General features: G+C 42.6%; 16 protein-coding genes and 1 pseudogene. 9 read left to right on the forward strand and 8 right to left on the reverse strand.

Annotated features, from left to right (window positions below; all coding sequences use genetic code 11):
* Window positions 1-142: 142 nt before the first annotated feature.
* Window positions 143-1,102 (forward strand): annotated as a pseudogene (locus JMX07_RS12635) (PilT/PilU family type 4a pilus ATPase); the annotation flags it as partial.
* Window positions 1,103-1,231: 129 nt separating this feature from the next.
* Here JMX07_RS12635 and fur read toward each other — a convergent pair.
* The gene (gene fur, locus JMX07_RS12640) at window positions 1,232-1,666 is read right to left on the reverse strand and encodes a ferric iron uptake transcriptional regulator (protein ID WP_057758249.1); all 435 of its coding nucleotides are present in this window, start codon (window positions 1,664-1,666) and stop codon (window positions 1,232-1,234) included.
* A gap of 317 nt (window positions 1,667-1,983) precedes the next feature.
* Between fur and JMX07_RS12645 the strand changes: the two genes are divergently transcribed.
* Window positions 1,984-2,403 (forward strand): outer membrane protein assembly factor BamE, encoded by a 420-nt coding sequence (locus tag JMX07_RS12645; RefSeq protein WP_201608282.1) that lies wholly within the window; start codon window positions 1,984-1,986, stop codon window positions 2,401-2,403.
* A gap of 33 nt (window positions 2,404-2,436) precedes the next feature.
* Here JMX07_RS12645 and JMX07_RS12650 read toward each other — a convergent pair whose 3' ends face one another.
* The 4 genes from JMX07_RS12650 to JMX07_RS12665 form a co-directional block, all read right to left on the reverse strand.
* On the reverse strand, window positions 2,437-2,808 hold the full coding sequence (locus JMX07_RS12650; protein ID WP_227684840.1) for an RnfH family protein: 372 nt from the start codon (window positions 2,806-2,808) through the stop codon (window positions 2,437-2,439).
* Window positions 2,796-3,929 (reverse strand): hypothetical protein, encoded by a 1,134-nt coding sequence (locus JMX07_RS12655; protein ID WP_201608283.1) that lies wholly within the window; start codon window positions 3,927-3,929, stop codon window positions 2,796-2,798. The genes JMX07_RS12650 and JMX07_RS12655 overlap by 13 nt, the downstream gene beginning before the upstream one ends.
* A 354-nt stretch (window positions 3,930-4,283) precedes the next feature.
* Complete coding sequence (locus JMX07_RS12660; protein ID WP_101205531.1) at window positions 4,284-4,952, reverse strand: c-type cytochrome; 669 nt, start codon at window positions 4,950-4,952, stop codon at window positions 4,284-4,286.
* 318 nt (window positions 4,953-5,270) lie between these two features.
* Window positions 5,271-5,606, reverse strand: a complete 336-nt coding sequence (locus tag JMX07_RS12665; protein ID WP_201608284.1) for a c-type cytochrome — start codon at window positions 5,604-5,606, stop codon at window positions 5,271-5,273.
* A gap of 404 nt (window positions 5,607-6,010) precedes the next feature.
* On the opposite strand from JMX07_RS12665, the gene yihA reads away from it, so the two are divergent.
* A complete protein-coding gene (gene yihA / locus JMX07_RS12670) occupies window positions 6,011-6,781 on the forward strand; it encodes a ribosome biogenesis GTP-binding protein YihA/YsxC (RefSeq protein ID WP_201608285.1) in 771 nt (256 codons plus the stop codon).
* A gap of 124 nt (window positions 6,782-6,905) precedes the next feature.
* Here the strand turns inward: yihA and JMX07_RS12675 are convergent, their stop codons facing one another.
* Complete coding sequence (locus JMX07_RS12675) at window positions 6,906-7,613, reverse strand: HAD family hydrolase (protein WP_201608286.1); 708 nt, start codon at window positions 7,611-7,613, stop codon at window positions 6,906-6,908.
* Between the two features lie 133 nt (window positions 7,614-7,746).
* Complete coding sequence (locus tag JMX07_RS12680; RefSeq protein ID WP_201608288.1) at window positions 7,747-8,757, reverse strand: RluA family pseudouridine synthase; 1,011 nt, start codon at window positions 8,755-8,757, stop codon at window positions 7,747-7,749.
* Between the two features lie 1,188 nt (window positions 8,758-9,945).
* Between JMX07_RS12680 and JMX07_RS12685 the strand changes: the two genes are divergently transcribed.
* A complete protein-coding gene (locus JMX07_RS12685; RefSeq protein WP_201608290.1) occupies window positions 9,946-14,103 on the forward strand; it encodes an Rne/Rng family ribonuclease in 4,158 nt (1,385 codons plus the stop codon).
* Between the two features lie 116 nt (window positions 14,104-14,219).
* On the opposite strand, the gene JMX07_RS12690 is transcribed toward JMX07_RS12685, so the two are convergent.
* On the reverse strand, window positions 14,220-15,161 hold the full coding sequence (locus JMX07_RS12690) for a DUF808 domain-containing protein (protein ID WP_102090795.1): 942 nt from the start codon (window positions 15,159-15,161) through the stop codon (window positions 14,220-14,222).
* A 404-nt stretch (window positions 15,162-15,565) separates the two neighbouring features.
* Between JMX07_RS12690 and JMX07_RS12695 the strand changes: the two genes are divergently transcribed.
* The 5 genes from JMX07_RS12695 (at window position 15,566) to JMX07_RS12715 (ending at window position 21,577) form a co-directional block, all read left to right on the forward strand.
* Entirely contained in the window at window positions 15,566-16,420 is an 855-nt protein-coding gene (locus JMX07_RS12695; RefSeq protein WP_201608292.1) for a DsbC family protein, read from the forward strand.
* Window positions 16,421-16,866: 446 nt separating this feature from the next.
* Entirely contained in the window at window positions 16,867-18,207 is a 1,341-nt protein-coding gene (locus JMX07_RS12700; protein WP_101205523.1) for a homoserine dehydrogenase, read from the forward strand.
* A 109-nt stretch (window positions 18,208-18,316) separates the two neighbouring features.
* Entirely contained in the window at window positions 18,317-19,498 is a 1,182-nt protein-coding gene (locus JMX07_RS12705; protein WP_201568353.1) for a thiolase family protein, read from the forward strand.
* 398 nt (window positions 19,499-19,896) lie between these two features.
* The gene (locus JMX07_RS12710; protein ID WP_201578884.1) at window positions 19,897-20,745 is read left to right on the forward strand and encodes a DUF2382 domain-containing protein; all 849 of its coding nucleotides are present in this window, start codon (window positions 19,897-19,899) and stop codon (window positions 20,743-20,745) included.
* Window positions 20,746-20,992: 247 nt separating this feature from the next.
* Window positions 20,993-21,577: a YsnF/AvaK domain-containing protein gene (locus JMX07_RS12715; RefSeq protein WP_201608294.1), complete on the forward strand. Its 585-nt coding sequence runs from the start codon at window positions 20,993-20,995 to the stop codon at window positions 21,575-21,577.
* Window positions 21,578-21,649 lie beyond the last annotated feature (72 nt).

Genomic DNA, 21,649 nt, shown 5'->3' on the forward strand with positions numbered 1-21,649 from the left:
ATTGCATAGCACGATTGGATATGTGTCACCCTTTGAGTTTGAAAAGCGGTATTATGATAATTTAACCCTGTCAGGCATCGCTGCCTGACTCAAGTAAATCACTCTCCGATAAAGTCGGGGCGGTTCATTGGTCAAAGGTGTAATGACACCAAGCCAGCAAAAAGAGTTTGAAGATACCAACGAGTGTCAATTTGCGATCTCTGACGAGGCGCAACAAGCTCGCTTTCGAGTCAGTGCATTTGTACAACGCGATATGGCAGGAATGATTTTACGGAAAATTGAAAACAACATTCCAACGGTCGAAGAGTTACGTTTACCGCCTGCGCTAAAAGAATTGGCCATGAAAAAACGCGGTATTGTTCTATTAGTTGGCGCAACGGGTACAGGTAAATCTACTACCCTTGCTGCAATGATAGGACATCGCAATCAAAATTCTCATGGTCATATCATTACGATAGAGGACCCAATTGAGTTTGTTCATAAACATCGTGGCTGTATTATTACCCAACGTGAAGTTGGTATCGATACCCATTCATTTGAAGCAGGCCTAAAAAACACGCTACGCCAAGCACCCGATGTCATCTTAATCGGCGAGATTCGTAACCGTGAAGTCATGAACTACGCTATCCAGTATGCTGAGACAGGTCATTTAGTATTTGCAACGTTGCACGCAAACAATGCTAACCAAGCAATCGATCGTATCATTCACTTCTTTGAAACCAATCGCCATAATCAGTTGTTTATGGATTTGTCGTTGAACCTGCAAGCTATTATCGCACAGCAGCTTATCCCCACACCTGACGGTAAAGGGCGACGCGCTGCTATTGAGATTTTGCTAAATTCGCAGCTGATCAGTGACTATATCCGTAAAGGAGAAGTCCATGAAATCAAAGATGTGATGACACGCTCACGAGACAGTGGTATGCAAACCTTTGATCAGGCACTTTTTGATTTGTATGAACAAGGAGAGATAACTTATAAAGAAGCGATTCTACATGCGGACTCTCCTAACGATCTGCGCCTCAAAATTAAGCTCAGTAGTAAAAACGGTAAGGCTAATTTAGATGAAGGGGCTGATAGTTTATCGTTAGATGTAAGCTAAATTATTGCGCTTTCTACGCATAATAGACATATAAAAAGAAACCCTCGTTATAAATAACAAGGGTTTCTTTTTACTGTTTAATACAGTAGTACTAACAGAAATAAGCGTTTCTACTTATACGCTAGACAATTACTTCGCGCTGTCTCTACAGGCTTGATCCGCGCAGATACCATATAGAACAAGAGAATGCCCAGACAATTTAAAGCCATGTTTTTCTGCTACTTTCAGCTGCTCTTCTTCGATGACTTCATTATGAAACTCTATAATCTTGCCACACACATCACAAACTAGGTGATCGTGATGCTCTTCTTGGGTAATCTCAAATACAGATAGATTGTTTTCGAAGTTATGACGCTCAACAATACCTGCTTGTTCAAACTGTGTCAGTACACGATAGACAGTGGCAAGACCTACATCTTCACCTTGCTCGATAAGCGCCTTATACACTTCTTCTGCACTCATATGATGCAGCTCTGCGCTTTCTAATAGCTCTAAAATTTTGATACGAGGTAACGTGACCTTGAGTCCTGCTCTACGTAAATCTTGATTGGTAAAAGAAGCCATAATATCCCTTTTGACTGTGACAGCCTTAACAAATAGAAAATATGAGATAAATAATCAACAAAGATTATTTTTATTTAATATAAAGTAAATAATTAATAATAAACTGATGAAACTTACGCAGACATCTCTCTTATTATTTTCTAAATATCGAGATGCAAGCCTATGAATTTTAAATATAATTAATCTAACTACTCAGATTGTGTTTGGTAAATAATGTCGTAAGTGGTAGGCAATTGCAAGTAAATGACGTATCATTTGTCCAAGATTGTCGGTCAGACTGGTACGACCTAATGCTGGCCACACCTAATTCATTTCTTATGAGTCATCTTACCATGATAAAGACATTAAATTTCCGTCCGTTGAGCCACACAAGCGCATTACGTAAGATCGTTATCACCAGTATGCTTAGCGCTACTGTTGCTATGTCTGGCTGCTCATTATTGAGTGTTTATAAGATTGATTTGCCACAAGGCACAGCGATTACTCAAACCCAAGCTCAAAAGCTAAAAGTGGGTATGAATCAAAACCAAGTTCTTTATACTCTTGGTAGCCCTGCGATTCGAGATACGCTTGAGCCTAAACGCTGGGATTATATCTATGACTACAAAGCAGGCACTGAAGGTAGCCGCAAAGGCATCGCAGATGTCAAAAATGCTAGCCAGCATTTAGTTGTTTACTTTGATGATAATGATTTGGTCACGCGCATCGAAGGTATTGAGAGTCTGCCAGCATCATAGTTAGCGAAACTATTAGCTTAGATGGTTAACGGTTTAGCTACGAGATTTATTTTTGCGCTGAGACATAGGATCAGCGCTTAAACTGCGATATACCTCAATACGGTCGAAAGGCTGTAGCAAATAGCTTAATGGCTGTTTCTGTGCATAAATACCTACATGCCAACGTTTCACAGTTGGCGTGGTGATATCTATTACTTGCTCACACCACTTTGCCAGTTCTACAAATTTCTCAAGCCATCCTGCTTGCGCCAATGCTTCATGCAAACTAGTATCTTGTCTAACCTGCAAAGCTAGATAATGCTGGCGCTGCTCATTTTCAGCATACGCCAGATATACGGTCATTAAATTGGCTTGCGTAGACTGTGGCACACTGTTGTCACGACCTTCGACTGTTAGCTCAACCACTGCATCACCCAACCTATCAGTGCTAGCAGTAATGCTAATGGTACGACTAAACGTATCGCCACTCGCCACAAGTTATAAACTGCTTCATTACTAAAATTTAGTGACTTGCGTAGATGGCTAATCTTCATCTGCCAACCCGCAAATACTGATAATAATAGTACAGCAATGCTACTAATAATGACCAAGATGCCAACTAACCATGCTGTCGGAATCGCAATCACTAATAGTAACGCTATAGCAAAAGTGATTATCAAACTAACCAATAATCCAAACTTATGCGTTAACTGTTGAGTACTGTAATGGAGCAAGTAACTGGCTACAAATAACACCCCGCCCCAATATAAAAGCTGTCCAATCGGCGGTAGCGACATACCACTAGTAAATAAAGCCACTACTCCTATCAGCAGTTGCAATACCCAAATCGGTAACACTAGCTTGGTTGCACGGTACTCACGAGTAGCCGCTCTGTTTTTTGCTTGCTGATTGTTTGCTTCTACCGCTGTGACGGTCTGCTTACTCACCAAGTTCTGACCGAACCAGTATAATCCTGTACCTGCACCAACACTGACTAATGCTAACGCGACTGCGCGAGCCCATTCCGTCAAACTGATATCAGTCATGGCAAAACCAGCATTTGGCACACCGTTTGCGAATCCTAGCAGCAACCCTATTACCATCAGTCCTAAACCAATAGGTAAAGGTGCAATACCCAGCAAGCTTAAGAGTACTGCAATGACCATTAGACCTGCAGCAACTGCGAAATCAGGTACATCGGGTACGCTATTTAGCTCAGTTAATGCAGACAATATACCTGTACTTGCACCAGATATAACCAATGCTGCAATCACTATAGAAACCAACGCTGCTAACCAACCAAAGCTACGCCAGATCGGACTGACATCTGCTTCACGAGTGAGCTTTTGCATACCCGCTAGAGGTCCTTCGACACTGCGATAGGCCAACGCTATCTCAGCGTAAATGACTGGCAGCGCGACCAATACCATGGCTAATAGCCATAGTAACCAAAAGTCAATCTCACCAATTGACGCAGGTGCAAACCAACGAAATAGCAATAACGGTAGTAGCGCCGCGATAAAATAAGAAGCATAACGGATCATCATAATTTCAATCCAAACGATCTAATACCATTCACAAAAACTGGATTGGCAAACAAAACAAGTGCAAGTACCACGCATAATAGACTGAACATGTTTGAGATGGCTAATCGTATTTTGAAAATTGGTATAAAGTGAATAACGATAATTTATAATTATACAGAGCAACGACTGGCTTCTGTAAATGAATTCATCTAAATACTGTCTTAATATAAGGGACAAACAGTTATAAAAAAACCCCGAAATCGGGGTTTAGTCATTCAGATATAATCAATATGCGATTCAGTACTCAGTGGCTTTACTCAATGGTCTTCTATGCAAAGCAAAGCATGTATCAGATATCGCATCAGTGCGACTCAATTAGTGAATAGCACTTACATAATCTGACAAGATACGAATGTCACGATCTGATAGTTTCGATGCAACCGTTTGCATCATACCCATCTCGCCTTCTTTGGCTGCATCATTGACTCGTTTTTGATCATCGCTATCGATATCATCAACACGTCCAGCGGCACGGAATAGTTTTAGCTGAGTAGCAATATACTGAGCATGCTGTCCGCCTAGCTTTGGAAATGCAGCCCAAGTATTACCTGCAGCATCTGGACCATGACAGCCGGCACAGCCAATGACACCGCGCGACTTATCACCGCCCAAGAATAGCTTAGTCGCTTCTTGGTTGGTTGCAGGATTGCCGTAGCCAACGCCCCAAGGCGCTTGACTGGCATAGTAACCTGCTACGTTGGCTAAGTCTTGCTGAGATAGATTAGCAACTTGTGACTGCATGATACCGTTTTTGCGATAACCTGCTTTAAAGTTGACTAGCTGTTTATATAGGTACTTTACGTTTTGGCCGCCAAGGTTTGGCTGTGCAGGAACAATGCTGACGCCATTAAGACCATGACAAGCGGCACAAACGGTTTCTGCAACTTTTTGACCTGCATTGACGTCATATTCAGGAACAATAATAGCAGCTTGTACGCTGAAACTTGCAACGCATAAGCTGGCAGCAGCGATTAACTTTTTCATTGATACAAATCCTACTAGCTCGGCGTAAGCATTATTTAGAGTGATTGCACTGGTAAGATACCTGATATAGCCGTCTCTTTAATCATGAGAATGGCGTATATTTTGAGGTCTTGGACACAAGCAGTCTGAAAGTACTTACTAACATCAGGGTTTATTTTCGATTATTATAGCAAGACTTTGTATCATTTGCCTACTTAATCATAGTATCCATCAGTTTTCTGGCAACACAATATACAATATGACGCAAAAACAAAAAGCGCAGATAGGTTATTAGCCCAGCGCTTTATTTTATATGTTCAAATTATATTTATAAGTCGATTATTTGCTCATATATTCGATAAGTTTACGATAGTCGTCATCACTACATTTGTCGCAAAGACCACCTGCTGGCATTTGCGGCATCCCACCTTTGACAGACTTAATGAGTGTCGGCATACTTTTTTGTTTGATCAGCTGTTGCCATTTGACACTATCACCTTTTTTGATGGCATTCAATGCCCCACTATCGTGACAGGCTGCACATGAGTTATTATAGGTAGTGGCGATATCCGCCGCACCTGCGCTGCTAATCATAATGCCACTTAATAATAGTGCAGCACTGCTAGCCGTTATGGCGCGATAACTCGTGCTAAGAAGTTTACTGATTGAAAACATAGAGCACCTCCTCGTGATATTTCACGTGTCTCATCAATCGTTCTATTAAACATCCTTCGTTAAACATTGTAACAATATATGTCATATAAACATAGAGAATTTGGATATGGCTTTGTTAAAGCTGAGAACTTGTCTCAATGACTGACCAACTTTAATGTTATCCTACTATTTATATGATGCTAATCGCAGTTATTTCAATAAGTAAGACGCGGAATAGTATAGAATAGCCAGTAATATTAAATAGCTACTTTTATGATTTGCACATAACTGTATTGATAAAGAACAGCCTTTTAACTTGATTTACCTATTGCTTTACCAACTACTTGACCGCACCGATGACTTGAATCATCAGCTAACTAAAATTTTATAATCGCATCCAATTTTTTAAGATTAATGAGCCATTTATGAGTACCCCGTTTAACGATGTCGCCGCTGAACATGCCTTGTTCAATACCAAATCTCGTCAGAAAATTCAGCAAACTGAGTTTATGATGTCAGCACCTACCTTTCGTCTCTGTCCGCCTGACATGGGATTGGAAGTCGCTTTTGCAGGTCGCTCAAACGCTGGCAAATCATCAGCCATCAACGCCTTAACCAATCAGCGTCAATTGGCTCGCTCGTCTAAGACACCTGGACGCACGCAGATGATTAACTTTTTTAGTATCGGTGATACTGACAGACGTTTGGTCGATTTGCCCGGTTACGGCTATGCAGCTGTTCCGCTAGAGATGAAAAAAGAATGGCAAGTTGAGCTAGAAGAATACTTGGTATCACGCTCAAGCCTTGCAGGTCTGGTATTGATGACAGATATTCGTCATCCGCTTAAGTTTTTTGATGAGCAAATGCTGCACTGGGCAAACGATGGTGAGCTACCAGTACATATTCTGCTGACTAAAGCAGATAAGCTGAAGTACGGTGCTTCTAAAAACGCCCTCCTTGAGACTCGTAAACGCCTGAAAAAACTGGGCTTAAACTGTACCATTCAGTTGTTTTCGGCTCTCAGAAAAGAAGGTCTCGATGAGTTGGCTGGAATAATGGGCAACTGGTATGAGTATCAGCTTGATGCAGACAAAATCATTGAGTCTTCTTTTGCGTTACTAGAAGGGGCTGAGTTAGAAGACGCTATTGAAAAGGAAAGCGGTGAAAAAGAAAGCGTTAATAAAGAAAACAAATAGATATCGTTGTCTTTAGCAAAAAAGGGTTTATCGCTATTACGATAAACCCTTTTTTATTGCCTGTTTATTCACTCATTATTATTATCGTTATGTTATAAAAACAATAAGAATTATAAAAGTAGCTCTACCCGCATAGCAAATCCACTAGCGTTTGTGGAGTATCAACCTGATAGGTTGGATTTTGCGCAGCAAGCTCTGCACTCGTTGCCGTACCATAGTTCACCGCTATACTGGTCATGCCCAATGCTGTTGCCATTTGAATGTCATAGATACTGTCACCGATAAACACAGCATCAGAAACCTGCTGCTGCGTATCATCCAAGATATCGGTCAACATCTGCGGATCAGGTTTTGAGCCTGACTCATCAGCACAACGCGTAATCGCAAAGTAATCATGGCTATCGGAGGCATCTAATACACGATCTAGCCCTTTTCTTTTTTTGCCAGTTGCTACGGCGAGCGTTTTTCCCTGCTGCTGCAAAGTTTGCAACATATGCTCTATCGGCTCAAATAGCGGCGTACTGTGACTATTGGCAATATAGTACTCTGCATAGGTTTGCTGAATCTCAAGCAACTGCGCATCGTTTGCCTGCGGATATAAAATCTTAATCCCATTCATTAAGCTCAGACCAATGATATCTTTTACGGCTTTATCAGTCGTCTCAAACCCATGTGCTTCCCCAGCTACATGCATAGAATCAACAATCAGGCCGATTGAATCCATTAGGGTGCCGTCCCAATCAAAAATAATCAACGTTTTGTCAGACAGATTGTGTTCTGCTGATGGTTGAGTATTTATAACACGCTCTGAAGTTACAGCTGGTTTGGTCATGGACTTACCTTAATGAATAACAATAATAAATAGCAGATACTAAAACGTCACGGTGGCTTATTCGTAAAAATAAGATATCGTGACGTTTAGGAAAATACAAAAATAGTTTGGCTTAAGAATTTATTTTAAAAAACTATTCAGGCAATTTCGTTGTTTCTGGTAGCCAATCTGCCATATCGTCTGGCAACGGCGCAGTAATAGTCTTGTAGCCTGGGATGTCTAAGCGCCATGCATGTAGACACAGACGATGGACGCCTGATTTGTCATGAACGTTGTATTTGTCATCACCCAAAATGGCATGACCGATATGTGCTAAATGCACACGGATTTGATGAGTGCGACCCGTCAATGGCTTAGCTTCAATTAAGCTGACTGGCTGACTATTAATCGTAAAGCGATCATGGATAATGATATCAGTCTGGCTTTCTTTCGCTTGTAGATCTTGGCTATCTACTTTCACTCGGCGCTCACCACTGGCAAGCGTGTAACGTAGCAATGGCGCATTAATACGCTGCTCATTAAGTGCAGGTTGACCTTTGGCAAGACACAGATAGTGCTTTTGAATAGTCTTGTCTACCAAATGCTGCTGCAATACTTTGAGCGTTGAGCGTTTTTTGGAAATCATCAGTAGCCCTGATGTGTCTTTGTCAATGCGATGGATCAGCTCTAGGTATTTTTTACCCGTCACTTCACGCATGGCTTCGATAACCCCAAAGTCCAAGCCGCTACCGCCATGCACAGCGATACCAGAAGGTTTATTTAGCACTAGCAAACCGTCATCTTCATAGACCACGCGAGCCAGTAAGCTTTTGGCGAACTCGGTACTAATAATTGGTTTTTCGCGCGTTGCTAGCTCTACAGGAGCAATACGTACCACATCTTCACGCTGCACTCTATCATGTGCTTTACAGCGCTTATTATTGACGCGTATCTCATCTGAGCGAATCATTTTGTAGATATGTGATTTTGGCAAACCTTTTAAACGGTTTAACAAAAAGTTATCCAAACGCTGGTCGTGTTGATGGCGCGTTACTTCGAGGTAGTTCACCTTACCGAAGTTGCTAATCTCATCGTCAGCGCTTTGTGGGCGTGTTTTGCTATTAAAAATAGCAGGGGCTTCATGGGTAGTAGCGTCGTCAGTCATTTTTGAGTTTGTCATTTTTAGTTAGGTATTTACACAAAGATTTGCTATAGTTTAGCATGTTGAGCGACAATTAAGCAGAGGCGACAGCAATAATCATTGTTGTTACAAATAGTTGACCACCCTTTTATTGCTTGTCAGTTTTCTACTACTTGCCAGTAAAGCGGTTGACACTATTTATCCTGCTGACCTGACACGTTTCATCTGATTTTAGGGCGCGTTATTTATTTAGAGGTATTACTTACCAAATATAGCCCTACAAATTAAAAATACTGTACTGAATGTTATTCGGTACCATAAAATAAATAGTGACACTAAATACCTTCGCGTTAATAACGCTGATAATAAATCAGCTTATTAACCGATTACAACACAACACTGACTCACTAATTGCATGACAACGACCGTACTCGATAACCAATCATTATTGAATGACTATTTATCTGATGGTTCTTTATGCCAGCATAGTTGAGCAAGTATGGGTAGTTTAGCGTTAGGATCGAAAAGTATATCGATAGCTGCCTAAGTATTGGTGGTCAAACAGATGACGATAACAATGTAAATACGATACCACGCTGACAAGCTGGTCCATTACTCTGTTTGCCAAGTACGCCCCGCTGATAACAAAAGCTGCGACACCTAACCTTGAGACACCCAAGATATTATTGACGTTATACAAAGAACGATAAACAAAGAGTAACCAATTGCTTCGCCTGAACAAACAACCGCTGAATGACGCCACTATATAGTAGCAATCATGACCGCGATATTATTGTTAGACTTTGATGGATGAATGGCAACAGCACCACGCCTTTTTAATATCAGTATTTTTTAGAACTGTAACTGACCCTCGCCCACGCTTACAACGTGCGCTGAAATCACTACCAATAGAACGTACTGAGAATAAGAGCGCTTTAACTCGCTGACACATTCATATATGTACCAAGTTTACTGATGATAAAATATAAGTACCGTAGCTTTACACCCTATATTACTGATATTAATGTGAGCGCTGCTCATTATTTCAGGTAAAAAAGAAGCCATTGAAAAAGCCCATGTGCTTTATAAACCCACGATTTACGTTCTACCGTTAATGAACATCTACACACGCTAATCACAATATTAGCCACACTTGCCACTATGTCCTAAAGACTGTCTTATCGTTGTCATGCGTACTCATAGGATACAAATATGAAACGCATTTTAATCAACGCTACTCAAAACGAAGAGATTCGTGTCGCCTTATGTAAAGGCAACCATCTGTACGATTTCGACCTAGAAAACCGTACTCGCGAGCAAAAAAAATCTAACATCTATAAAGGTCATGTGACCCGTGTTGAGCCATCGCTCGAAGCAGTATTCGTTGAATACGGTTCTCAGCGCCAAGGCTTTTTGCCAATTCGTGAAATCTCTGCTGAATACCTAAGCGGCAACCCACGTGACGAAAATATCAAAAAACTGATCAAAGAAGGCGACGAGCTAATCGTCCAAGTCGAAAAAGAAGAGCGCGGCAATAAAGGCGCTGCCCTATCAACGTATGTGTCATTAGCCGGTCGTTATCTGGTATTGATGCCAAACAACCCTCGCGGTGGTGGTATCTCACGTCAAATCTCGGGCAAACTGCGCGAAGACATGAAACGCATGCTAAGCAATCTTGATTTACCAAAAGGCATGAGTGTCATCATTCGTACTGCTGGTATTGGTAAAACTCAGGAAGACTTACAGCACGATTTAAATCACTTGCTCAACATTTGGCAAGCCATTCAAGAACAAAACCAAAAATACCCTTCACCGCGCTTGGTTCACCAAGAAGCGGGCGTTGTCACACGTGCTGTTCGTGATTATCTACGTGATGATATCGCTGAAATTTGGATTGATAACGAAAACGCTTACATTGAAGCGGCTGGGTTTATCGATGCGGTAATGCCAAAACAAGCCGAAAAGCTACGCAAATATACCGATTATGAGCCGATGTTTTCGCGCTTCAATATCGAAAAACAAATCGAAACCGCTTATCAGCGCGAAGTTCGTCTGCCATCAGGTGGTTCAATCGTTATTGACCAAACAGAAGCACTAGTCTCTATCGACATTAACTCAGCTAAGTCAACCAAAGGTTCAGATGTTGCTGAGACCGCTTACCATACCAACTTAGAAGCAGCCGATGAGATTGCTCGTCAGCTTCGTTTGCGTGATATGGGTGGTTTGATCGTTATTGATTTCATTGACATGAATGACAATAAGCACCAAAAAGAAGTAGAAAAACGTCTGATTGACGCGACCAAATACGATCGTGCGCGCGTTCAGTTTGGTGATATCTCTAAGTTTGGTTTGATGGAAATGAGCCGTCAGCGTCTACGTCCTTCACTAGAAGAGTCAACTGGCTATATTTGCCCACGTTGTCACGGCAACGGTATGATTCGTGACTTGCGTTCACTGTCGCTATCTATCATGCGTCAAATTGAGCAAATCGCTCTTAAAGAACGTCAAGGTGAAGTACAAGCTGAAGTCCCGACAGACATCGCTGCATTCTTATTAAACGAAAAGCGCGATAGCTTGGTTTACCTTGAGCAAGACAGTGGCACGCGTATCACTATTTTGCCACACGCGCATTTAGAATCACCAAATTTCAAGCTTCATTTCAACCGTGATGGCTTTGCACCATCGAGCTATGAACGTATCACTGATACTCAGCAACAAGAGCACAGTGACCTTGGCTACAACGTTGACTGGCAAACTGCTGAAAAAGAGCGTCCTGAACAGCAGCCTACTCGCCAGCCTCGTAAAACTGCAGATGATAAGCAGAGTCGCTCAAACACACAGCAGGCCGCAGCTACGCAAGCACAGAACGATACGGTAAATCATAGCAATGATCGTCGTAATCATAAAAACACCAACGATGTGTCGCCTGCACATGCACCGCAAGCTAATAAAACCGCTAGTGTTGCCGCTCCAGTAGCGCCGCAGACACAGAGTGTCGAAGCTACTGCTCAACCAAAAGCCGTCGCATGGTTATCAAACCTATTTGCTCAAGCACCGCAAGCCACTACGACGCCTAGTGTCAGTAGCCGAGATGCCGCTGAAGCAATCGAAGCACTAGTAAACACGGGCGCGCAAAGCTTAGGCTCGTTTGGTCAAGTTGATAGCAATGCATTGAATAGTGCAGCTGCAACTAGTGAGCAGCCAACTCAGCAAAGCAACAGTCAGAAAAACGAAAGCCAACAGTCAGATAACAATGCTAATCGTCAACAGGCGCGTCGTAATGACAGCGATGCTGACGACAGCAGCAATGAAGACAGAAGAAGACGTAAGCCGCGTAAGTCTAGATCTTCTAAACCGCGTCAAAGAAAAGAGACAACTGACGAGAATACTGGCAACGTAAACAGTAGCTCAGAAAATACTGGCTCAAACAATGCTGATGACAAATCGTCTGATACTCAAGACCAAAGGCAGCAAGACAAGCGTCAGCATGATAATAGACGCACGAACGATCGCAATCGTAATAACCGCCAAGATAGCAATCAACAGAGCAGCAATCGTAACGCAAGCGAGCGCAGTGATGCTGATAACGAAAACAGCTCTAAAGCAGATGAGCAAACCCGTACTAAGCGTAAATCGCATAGCCAACGCGGCTCACGCGGTAAGCTAGAGCGCGGTGAGACACTAACGGCTGACAACGTTAAGCAGAGCAAACAGCAGAACGTTAGAAACAACGATGCTGCCAATAGCAAGAATCAACATAGCGCACGTCGTAATCAAGACCCTAACGAGGTCGTGCTACAGGTCAATGAAGCGCCAACTGAGCTAAAAGCGCCTGAAGTGGTGCATCTATCTTTAGATGATAGTAAATCCACACAGGCCAAAACTCAGCCTAGTGAGAAACAAAGCGCGACAAATAACGTAGCAAAAGATGAGCGTTCAAACGAAACAGCTGCTCAAAAACCTACTGACAAACACAGTAGCAATGAGCAGAGCACTAACAAGCAAAACACCAGTGCTCCAAACGCTGATAAGAAAAGCAATAGCGAAAAAAGTACGGTGGAAGCAAATGCTAATCAGGTAAATGATGATAAGCGTGCATCTACCGAACAAGCTAAGGTGCAAAACGATGTACCTAAGCATGAGCAGGCTGCTGAAGAGAAAAAAGCACCTGTAGCTGTGGAGGCACCATCGACTTCTACGAGTGACACCGAAAGTAAAGAGGAAGCTTCAACGTCAGTAACTGCTGATGCTGAAAAAGCTACAGAGACTCCAAAACAGCAGGAAACCAAGACTGCTGAAAATGTGAGTAAAAGTGATGAAGCTCAAAGTACTCAGGCTGATAGTAATAGTGCAAGCACAAGTAATATGAGTAACTCAGCACTTGAGCTAACCCATGAGGCACTATTTGGCACACGTTACGTGACTGCTGAGAAATTTGGTCAAGCGAGTAACGATCCACGTGTAGTACTCGCTCAGCAAGCTGCTCAAGCGAACAAGCCAGCTGCCACTAATGTGCCAGCAATACGTGGCACGGTTGGTGAGTTTATTCGTGCCACGCTACCAGAGGCGCAAACGCGCTTAGCAGAAGAAGGCATTATCAACTGCTTTATCGCGACTATTGCGTTGCATAATGAGCAATCTCAGGGTGCTAATAATAGCTCTAATGCTGCTAGCCAGAGCTTTGTCTTTAGTAACTATGGCTATCAACCATTGGCTGCCGACTACCTCGCACGCTTTGAAGCGATGACTCAAGCTGTCAGTCAATTCGCAGCAGCACAAGGTAAGACAGACGTTGAGCCACGTGCTATCACTAAGCGTGCTAGCAACGATCCGCGCGGACAGCACCCTGATTATCAGGAACCCACTGTATTGAGCGTACCTGCTGAACAAGCTACCGTCGAGCAAACCGATAACGAAGTCGATGCGCATGACGTTGAAGCGACTGCCCTCGCCAATCAGACACAGACAGAAAATGTCAGTGCTGATAGTGAGCAATTGCTAGAAGTCGAGCGTGCTCAGTCAGAAGCTAAGGAAGCGGAGGTCGAAATCCCTGCAGAGCAAACTGGCAATGAAGTAGAAAATGCTGCAGAAAACGTGTTAGAGACTGAGCAGACGACTGAATCGGTAGTAGTAGAAGCTACTAAAGAGGCTAGCAAAGATGACAGTCAGGCAGCTAAGTCTAAGACGACCATAGCCAGCTATAAAAACATGATCGAAAATGTGGCTGAGCAATTGCTTCCACAGACTGGTATGTTTAATCTGACTACGCCAAAAGTACCAAAGGCGCGCAGTCGTAAGCCTAAGATGGATCATAAGAAGCCGACGCAGGCTGAAAAGCTCGCATCTGATGATGTAGACAGCGACAGCTAGTCATATAAGCTCAAATGTAAAAGCCCCAAAGCTATTTGTAGCTTTGGGGCTTTTTATCTTAATACAGTCAAACTTACTTGCTAATTCAAACGAGAGACAATAGAAAGCAGATAAGCTTAATGTGCAGAAGACGCTGTGTCATCTTTACCACGCATTTTGCCAATAGTAGTAACAATAGCTACCACAATAGCGCCAACAATCAGTCCGACCAATCCATTTAACAATGACGCGGTTAACCCTTCAAATACCCCAGTAAGATGGGCAATGTCTTCTACACTGTGATGCAAAAAGCCGATACCGTGAACGATAATACCGCCGCCCACCAAGAACATCGCAATCGTGCCCGCTATGGATAAAAACTTCATAAGCTTTGGCGCAGCTGCAAGCATAAACTCGCCAAACTTGCGCTTACTATCACCTGCTTGTGAGTTTTCAATCAAATGCAGACCCGCATCATCAATCTTTACGATGCCTGCAACTAAGCCGTAAATACCGACAGTCACGACAGCAGCCACTATCGAAAGTACGATGCCTTTTTGGACAATATCGCCACCAGCTGCTGTAATTGCGCCTAAAGAGATAACAATAATCTCAGCTGATAAGATAAAGTCTGTACGTATCGCACCTTTGATTTTGTCCTTTTCAAACGCGACCAAATCTACCGACTCATCTGCGTTGGCTTTTAAACGGGCATTTTGTTCTTCATCATGGGGCAACAACTTCGGCCAAAACTTGTGAATGACCTTCTCAGCCCCTTCATAACTCAGGTATAGCCCTCCGATCATCAATAGCGGAGTAATCAACCACGGTATAAAATAACTGATTAATAGCGCCGCTGGTACTAAAATCACTTTGTTCACGGCAGAGCCTTTGGCTACTGCCCAAATGACGGGGAGCTCACGATTTGGCTTAACCCCTGTGACCTGCTCGGCATTGAGTGCTAAATCATCACCAACTAAGCCCGCGGTTTTTTTGGCGGCAACTTTGGTCATGACGCTCACATCATCCATTAAGACGCTGATGTCATCGAGTAAGGTTAATAAACTGGCACCTGCCATGTGTGCTCCTTAAAGCAAATTTGTTAAAGTAAGTCGTTCTCAAATAGTTTATACAACGCATTTTATATAGATTTTTATAGAAACAATGCGATTAGCCTTAGACTACAAGTTCAAGCAACTATGTTAAATAGCACAAATGTATCTTGTTTTTTGAATTTATGTTGATAGCTATTCTTTAAAGTTGGCTTTACTGATACTTCTTGGCTGCCTTCCGTTCGCTATTATTTGGCGTAAATATGGTAATATGAAGGCTATTACTACCTATCTTTTATTATCAATAAGTTATAAGAACTTCTTCAATGTTAGACCTTTAAAACACTGCCAAGACACATTACTATATAGAAAAGTTTATAGCGTTTTTATAACGAACTCATGATTAGGCACGACACCTATAGGAAACCCGTATGCCGTTCCCCACTATCAAAAATACCACCTTACGTAATCCTCTTTCTCGTACCGTTTTATCTCGTTTTATGATGAGTGCGCTGTTAGTTGGTATCGCTGCTGGCTGCTCAAACAATGCCGCTGATGCAACTAGCAATACCAGTGTTGTAAACGCTGCACAGACAAATGCCACTGCTGCTAAGCCTTCAGCTGGTAATGATGCAACCGTGGTGAAAGCGTTACAGGCGAACCTAAAAAGCTCTGGTATCGAGGAAACTATCGTTTCAGCTGTACCGACAGATATGGATGGTATTTATTGGGTGACCGCTGAAGGTCTACCTTCTTTCTTTACTGATAAAGCTGGCAAGCATATTATTCAAGGTCAGATCATCGCTGTGGGTGATGCCGCTCCGGTTGATATCAGTGCCGCCCTAGTTGCTACGACAGCACAAGAAGCGCTAAAAGCCGTCGATAAAAAAGACATGGTGATTTATCCAGCAAAAGGCGAAACCAAAGCCGTTATTTATGCCTTCACTGATGCAGACTGTGGCTACTGTCGCAAACTACATTCAGAAATGGATGATATCAATGCGCGCGGTATCGAGGTTCGTTATCTGGCATGGCCTCGCAGTCAAGAGTCTGTACCAAAGATGGAAGCGATCTGGTGTAGTCAGGATCGTAAAGCTGCGATGGATCAAGCAAAAATCGGTGCCAATGTACAAGCCCCTAGCTGTGCCACTCCTGTACAAGAACATATGGCTTTAGGTTCAAGACTTGGTGTGCGCGGTACGCCTGCGGTATTTACCGAAACAGGACAACAAGTAGGTGGCTACTTACCTGCAGCAGAATTGGCACAAGCAGTAGGCGCTAACTAATAATGTGAGTTATCAATATTAGTGACTCATATTAACAACTAATATTGGCAATCAAGCATAAATGACATATACATATGCCAAACAAGATTGAAGCTACTGCTTTTTTATAATCGTCAGCTGATATAACCTTGATGATGTTGTCTTTCTAAACTTGGCTTTTATGACATTAGCCTTCAGGACATTGTTTTTTATGATATTAGCCTTTAGAACATTGGCTTTTATGAGATTGTATAGACGTCACAATGCCTTGTCGGTATGATACGATAAAGCACGATGCAAAATGAGCAACACCCTTTTTATTTGAGCTTTTTTTATTCAACTATAATGAAGTAGATAGGCAGGCAGTACTAGACGATGCGCACAGACGTTATGTTTGATGTCGCAGACTCATTTGACACTGTCACCGCTTATAATGACTTCATTGTATTTAACCTCTTGAGGATACTGTGAGTAATTCCATCAAACTAGCGATACTTGGTCTGGGCACCGTCGGAACGGGCGTGATCAATCTGATCAATGATAATTTAAATGAGCTAAAACGCCGTAGCGGACGCGACATTATTATTACCGAAGTCGGTACGCGTCGTCAGCGTGATGATATTGATACCAATATCATGCAAAACAGCGATCTGATGGCAATTGCCGCAAGCGATAATGTCGATATTGTTATCGAAGTGATTGGTGGTACCACCTTAGCCAAAGACGTCATTATGCAGGCCATCAAAAACGGCAAACATGTGGTTACGGCAAACAAGGCTCTACTCGCTGAACATGGTAATGAGATTTTTGCCTTCGCTGAAGAAAACAATGTACATGTTGCTTATGAAGCAGCGGTAGCAGGCGGTATTCCTATTATCAAGGTAATGCGTGAAGCACTTGCCGCCAACAAAATTGACTGGCTCGCGGGTATCATCAACGGTACTGGTAACTTTATCATGACCGAAATGCGTGATAAGGGTCGCCCATTTGCCGACGTATTAAGCGAAGCGCAAGAGTTGGGTTATGCAGAAGCAGATCCTACTTTTGATGTTGAAGGTATTGATGCCGCTCACAAATTAGCGCTACTCGCCTCTATCGCTTTTGGTATCCCGCTACAGTTTGATAAAGTCTACTGTGAAGGTATCACTGGTATTACCCTGCAAGACGTGAACTATGCCGAAGAGCTTGGCTACCGTATCAAGCATTTAGGGTTTGCCGTACGCCGCGATAGCGAAAACGATGGTGATGCAGGGGTTGAATTACGCGTACACCCGACACTTATTCCACAAGATGCGCTACTGGCGAACGTCAATGGTGTGAAGAACGCAGTATTAGTCAACTCACATCCACTTGGCCAGACACTCTATTGCGGCGATGGCGCTGGTGCTGGTGCAACTGCTTCTGCAGTGATGGCCGATGTCATGGATTTGGTTCGTGTACTGGGTAGCAAAGACCGCGACGATCAAAGCAACACTGGACATCATGTCCCGCATTTAGCATTTATCCCTGACCAGCTATCAGACACGCCTATATTGCGTGCTGATCAGATGGTAACTGGATATTATTTGCGTGTACATGCTTATGATAGCCCAGGCGTATTGGCAGATATCACGCGCATCCTAAGTGATGCTGGTATCAATATCGATGCAATCTTGCAAAAGCCTGCGCATAAAGTAGGTCAAGTGCCGGTGATTATTCTGACGCTACCTGTGGTCGAGAGTCAGATGAATCTCGCTATCGAAAAAATTGAAAAGTTAGAGACCATTACTGATAAAGTGGTACGCATACGATTAGATGAGCTAGCATAAACCACATACTGAAGAAGACAGATGCTTATAATATAAGCAAAAGCTAGCCAATCGGCATCTGATTTCTTGGTAGATACTTAATCAAAACGCACAACAAGGAATAATAACGATGTCAAATGATGCAATTGTAATCCTAAACGGCGCACGTACACCAATGGGTGGCTTTCAAGGCGCACTAAAAGACATGAGTGCTACCGAGCTGGGCGCCGCCGCTATCAAAGCTGCTGTTGAACGCTCAGGTGTTAGCGCTGACAGTGTTGATGAAGTCATTATGGGTTGTATCTTGACCGCAGGTCTGGGTCAAGGCCCTGCTCGTCAAGCCATGCGTAAAGCAGGTCTACCGGATGCGACTGGTGCTGTCACCATCAATAAGCTTTGTGGTTCAGGCCTAAAAGCAGTCATGCAAGCGCATGATGGTATCAAAGCGGGCAGCTTCAACGTTGCTGTTGCAGGTGGCATGGAGTCAATGACCAATGCACCGTATATCATGCCAGGTTCACGTGGCGGCTATCGTATGGGTCACAAAGAAGTCAAAGACCATATGTTCTTAGATGGCCTAGAAGATGCTGATACTGGTAAGCTAATGGGTATGTTTGCTCAAGAAATGGCTGATGAAAAAGGCTATACACGTGAGCAGATGGATGAGTTTGCTATTGAGTCATTGAACCGTGCGCTGACTGCTATCAAAGACAACCATTTTAAAGATGAGATCGAGCCTGTTACGTTTGCAACGCGCAAAGGCGAGCAAACTGTTGATACCGATGAGCAACCTGCCCTTGCTAATGCTGATCGCATTCCTACTTTGCGTCCAGCATTTGCTAAAGACGGTACGATTACTGCTGCAAACGCTAGCTCAATCTCAGACGGTGCTGCAGCCGTCGTAGTAATGAAAGAGTCACAAGCGAAAGCTGAAGGCCTTGATTATCAAGCTCGCATTGTTGCTACTGCCTCAAACTCACGTCACCCAAGCGAATTTACCATCGCGCCAATCGGTGCCATTGAAAAAGTACTATCAAGTGCTGGCTGGTCAGTAGATGATGTAGATCTGTGGGAAATCAATGAAGCCTTTGCAATGGTTACTATGGCTGCGATGGACGAGTTAAAACTTGACCATGCCAAAGTAAATATCGAAGGCGGTGCATGTGCTCTTGGTCATCCAGTAGGCTGTTCAGGTGCTCGTATTCTGATTACGCTTATCAACTCTCTAAAACGTACTGGCGGCAAAAAAGGCGTTGCAACACTCTGTATCGGTGGTGGTGAAGCGGTAGCTGTTGCTATTGAACTTGCTTAAATAAAGCAGGTCTAACTGACTTAAAGTAAGTTAGCTAAATAATACTTAGATAATTATTGTTTATTGAGAAACCGCATTGCTAATGGTAATGCGGTTTTTTTGTGTCTGCTTTCTTTCGATGAATGTTGAATATTACTCTGTGTAAAGTCTCGTTAACTTCTACCCCCTCCTATGTTATGCCACTTACAGCCTATTACACGCAATTACTGCAAGTGCACACTTTGCTACCTTGCTTATATATCTCATCAAAAATCACGGTGTTAGGATAGCTACAAGTTGATGGGGAAGCTATTCATTTGGCTTACCATTAACTGTAATAAATACGGTTCTACTAAAAATTAATAACAACATCAACCATTACATTATAAAAAATAAACTCGCAAAAAAGGAATATAACAATGAGTCAACTAATCCGTTTAAAAGATATTCAAGCTACTCATCAAGACTTAATTGGTGATGACTATTATGACCCAACGCACAAAACTGCTTACGGTATCAATGAAGAAAAAATCGGTAAAATCGAAGGTGCCTTAGTAGAAGACACTACTGGTCGTATTCGTTACTTAATCGTAGATGCAGGCGGCTGGTTTAGTTCAAAAGAAGTACTGGTACCAGCAGGTTTAGCCCGTATCGTTGGTGATGATGTCTTCTTTGATAGCTTGACCAAAACACAAGTAGAAGCCATGGAAGTATACGATCACGATTATCAATACAGCTATAAAGAGCAGTACGAAAGAGATCGTCAAGCATTTACTGCTGATACACTCCCTGTAGAAGATCGCGTCGATATTGCAGACCACTCTTATGATGCACCAAATACATTAGAGTTATTAGAAGAGCGTTTGACAGTGAATAAAGATCGTATCGTTGCTGGTCTAGTAAAAGTAGGTAAGCATGTCGTCACTGAAGAACGTAATGTCGATGTAGACTTAGAAGAAGAACATGCCAATATTCAGCGTACTAGCGTAGATCGTCCAACAGACCGTCGTATTGGTGACCTCGACGCTACTGAAACAGTTGAAGTTGAACTGCAGGCCGAACGTGCGCGCGTCAGCAAAGAGACCTATGTTTCTGAAGAAGTAAACGTGGGCAAGACGACCGATCATCACACTGAAACCTTGATTGAGACCATTCAACGCGAAGAGCTAGATGTTGATGGCGACGGCAACGTGGTTGACCGTGAAGGTAACTTAGTAGACCGTGATGGTATTACAGCAGAAGATGTACGCCATGCTCGTGGCATGTAAGATGCTAATACGTCATAGTTTAACGACGTAAGTTTCCTATATCGTTAGTTATATATGATAGTAATAAGTAGCTAAGCTCATATGTTTAGCCATTAAGATCAGAGCATGTCTCTGGTCTTTTTTGTATTCATAACATGAGTGAATGGTTTATAGTATTCAATGTAGCTAGTTAATATATGTGGTTAATTAACATATAACGTTTGAAATTATTAGAAATTCATCATTTTATAATTATAAAGGAATAATAATGACTACTGAAAATGGAAACAGCCTTTACCAAGATAACTTGGATAAAGAACAAAATATCTCAACGAAACAGACGAATAATACCGTCAATGTTGGCCACTTAGAACTATTAGAAGAACGTCCTGTGATTAACAAAGAACGCTTGGACGTGGGTAAAGTGACCGTCACCAAGCATTCACGTACTAAAACTGTCGAAGTGCCAATTGAGTTGGTAGAAGAATATATCACCATTCGTACTGAGTACCATGACGCGGAGAGCCAAGATTTACTCTCTGGTAACTACGATGACAAAGACATATTGCGCCACGTCGAGCCTTCTTTGGATAGCAAAGCTGTAGTGACCATTAATGGTAAACAAATAGAGATTGGCGATGAACCGATTGATATTATGCTATCTCGCCAAGTGGCTACTATTACCAAAGACACCTACGCTATTCAAGATATTGAAATTAACAAAAGCACCCATGTGCATACTGATAGCATTCAAGTAGAGCTCAAGCATGAAGAGTTAGATGTGACTGAAGAAGGTCTGGTAACCCTCCCAAACTTAAGACACCTAATAAATAGAATTAAGCTGCCTGATTGAGTTTCTGTATCGGTGTAAAACCGCCATTGCCCATGTTTGGGCGCTTATGATTATAATGGTATAACCAGTTTT

It is taken from the genome of Psychrobacter immobilis, assembly GCF_904846235.1.
Taxonomy (GTDB): domain Bacteria; phylum Pseudomonadota; class Gammaproteobacteria; order Pseudomonadales; family Moraxellaceae; genus Psychrobacter; species Psychrobacter immobilis_C.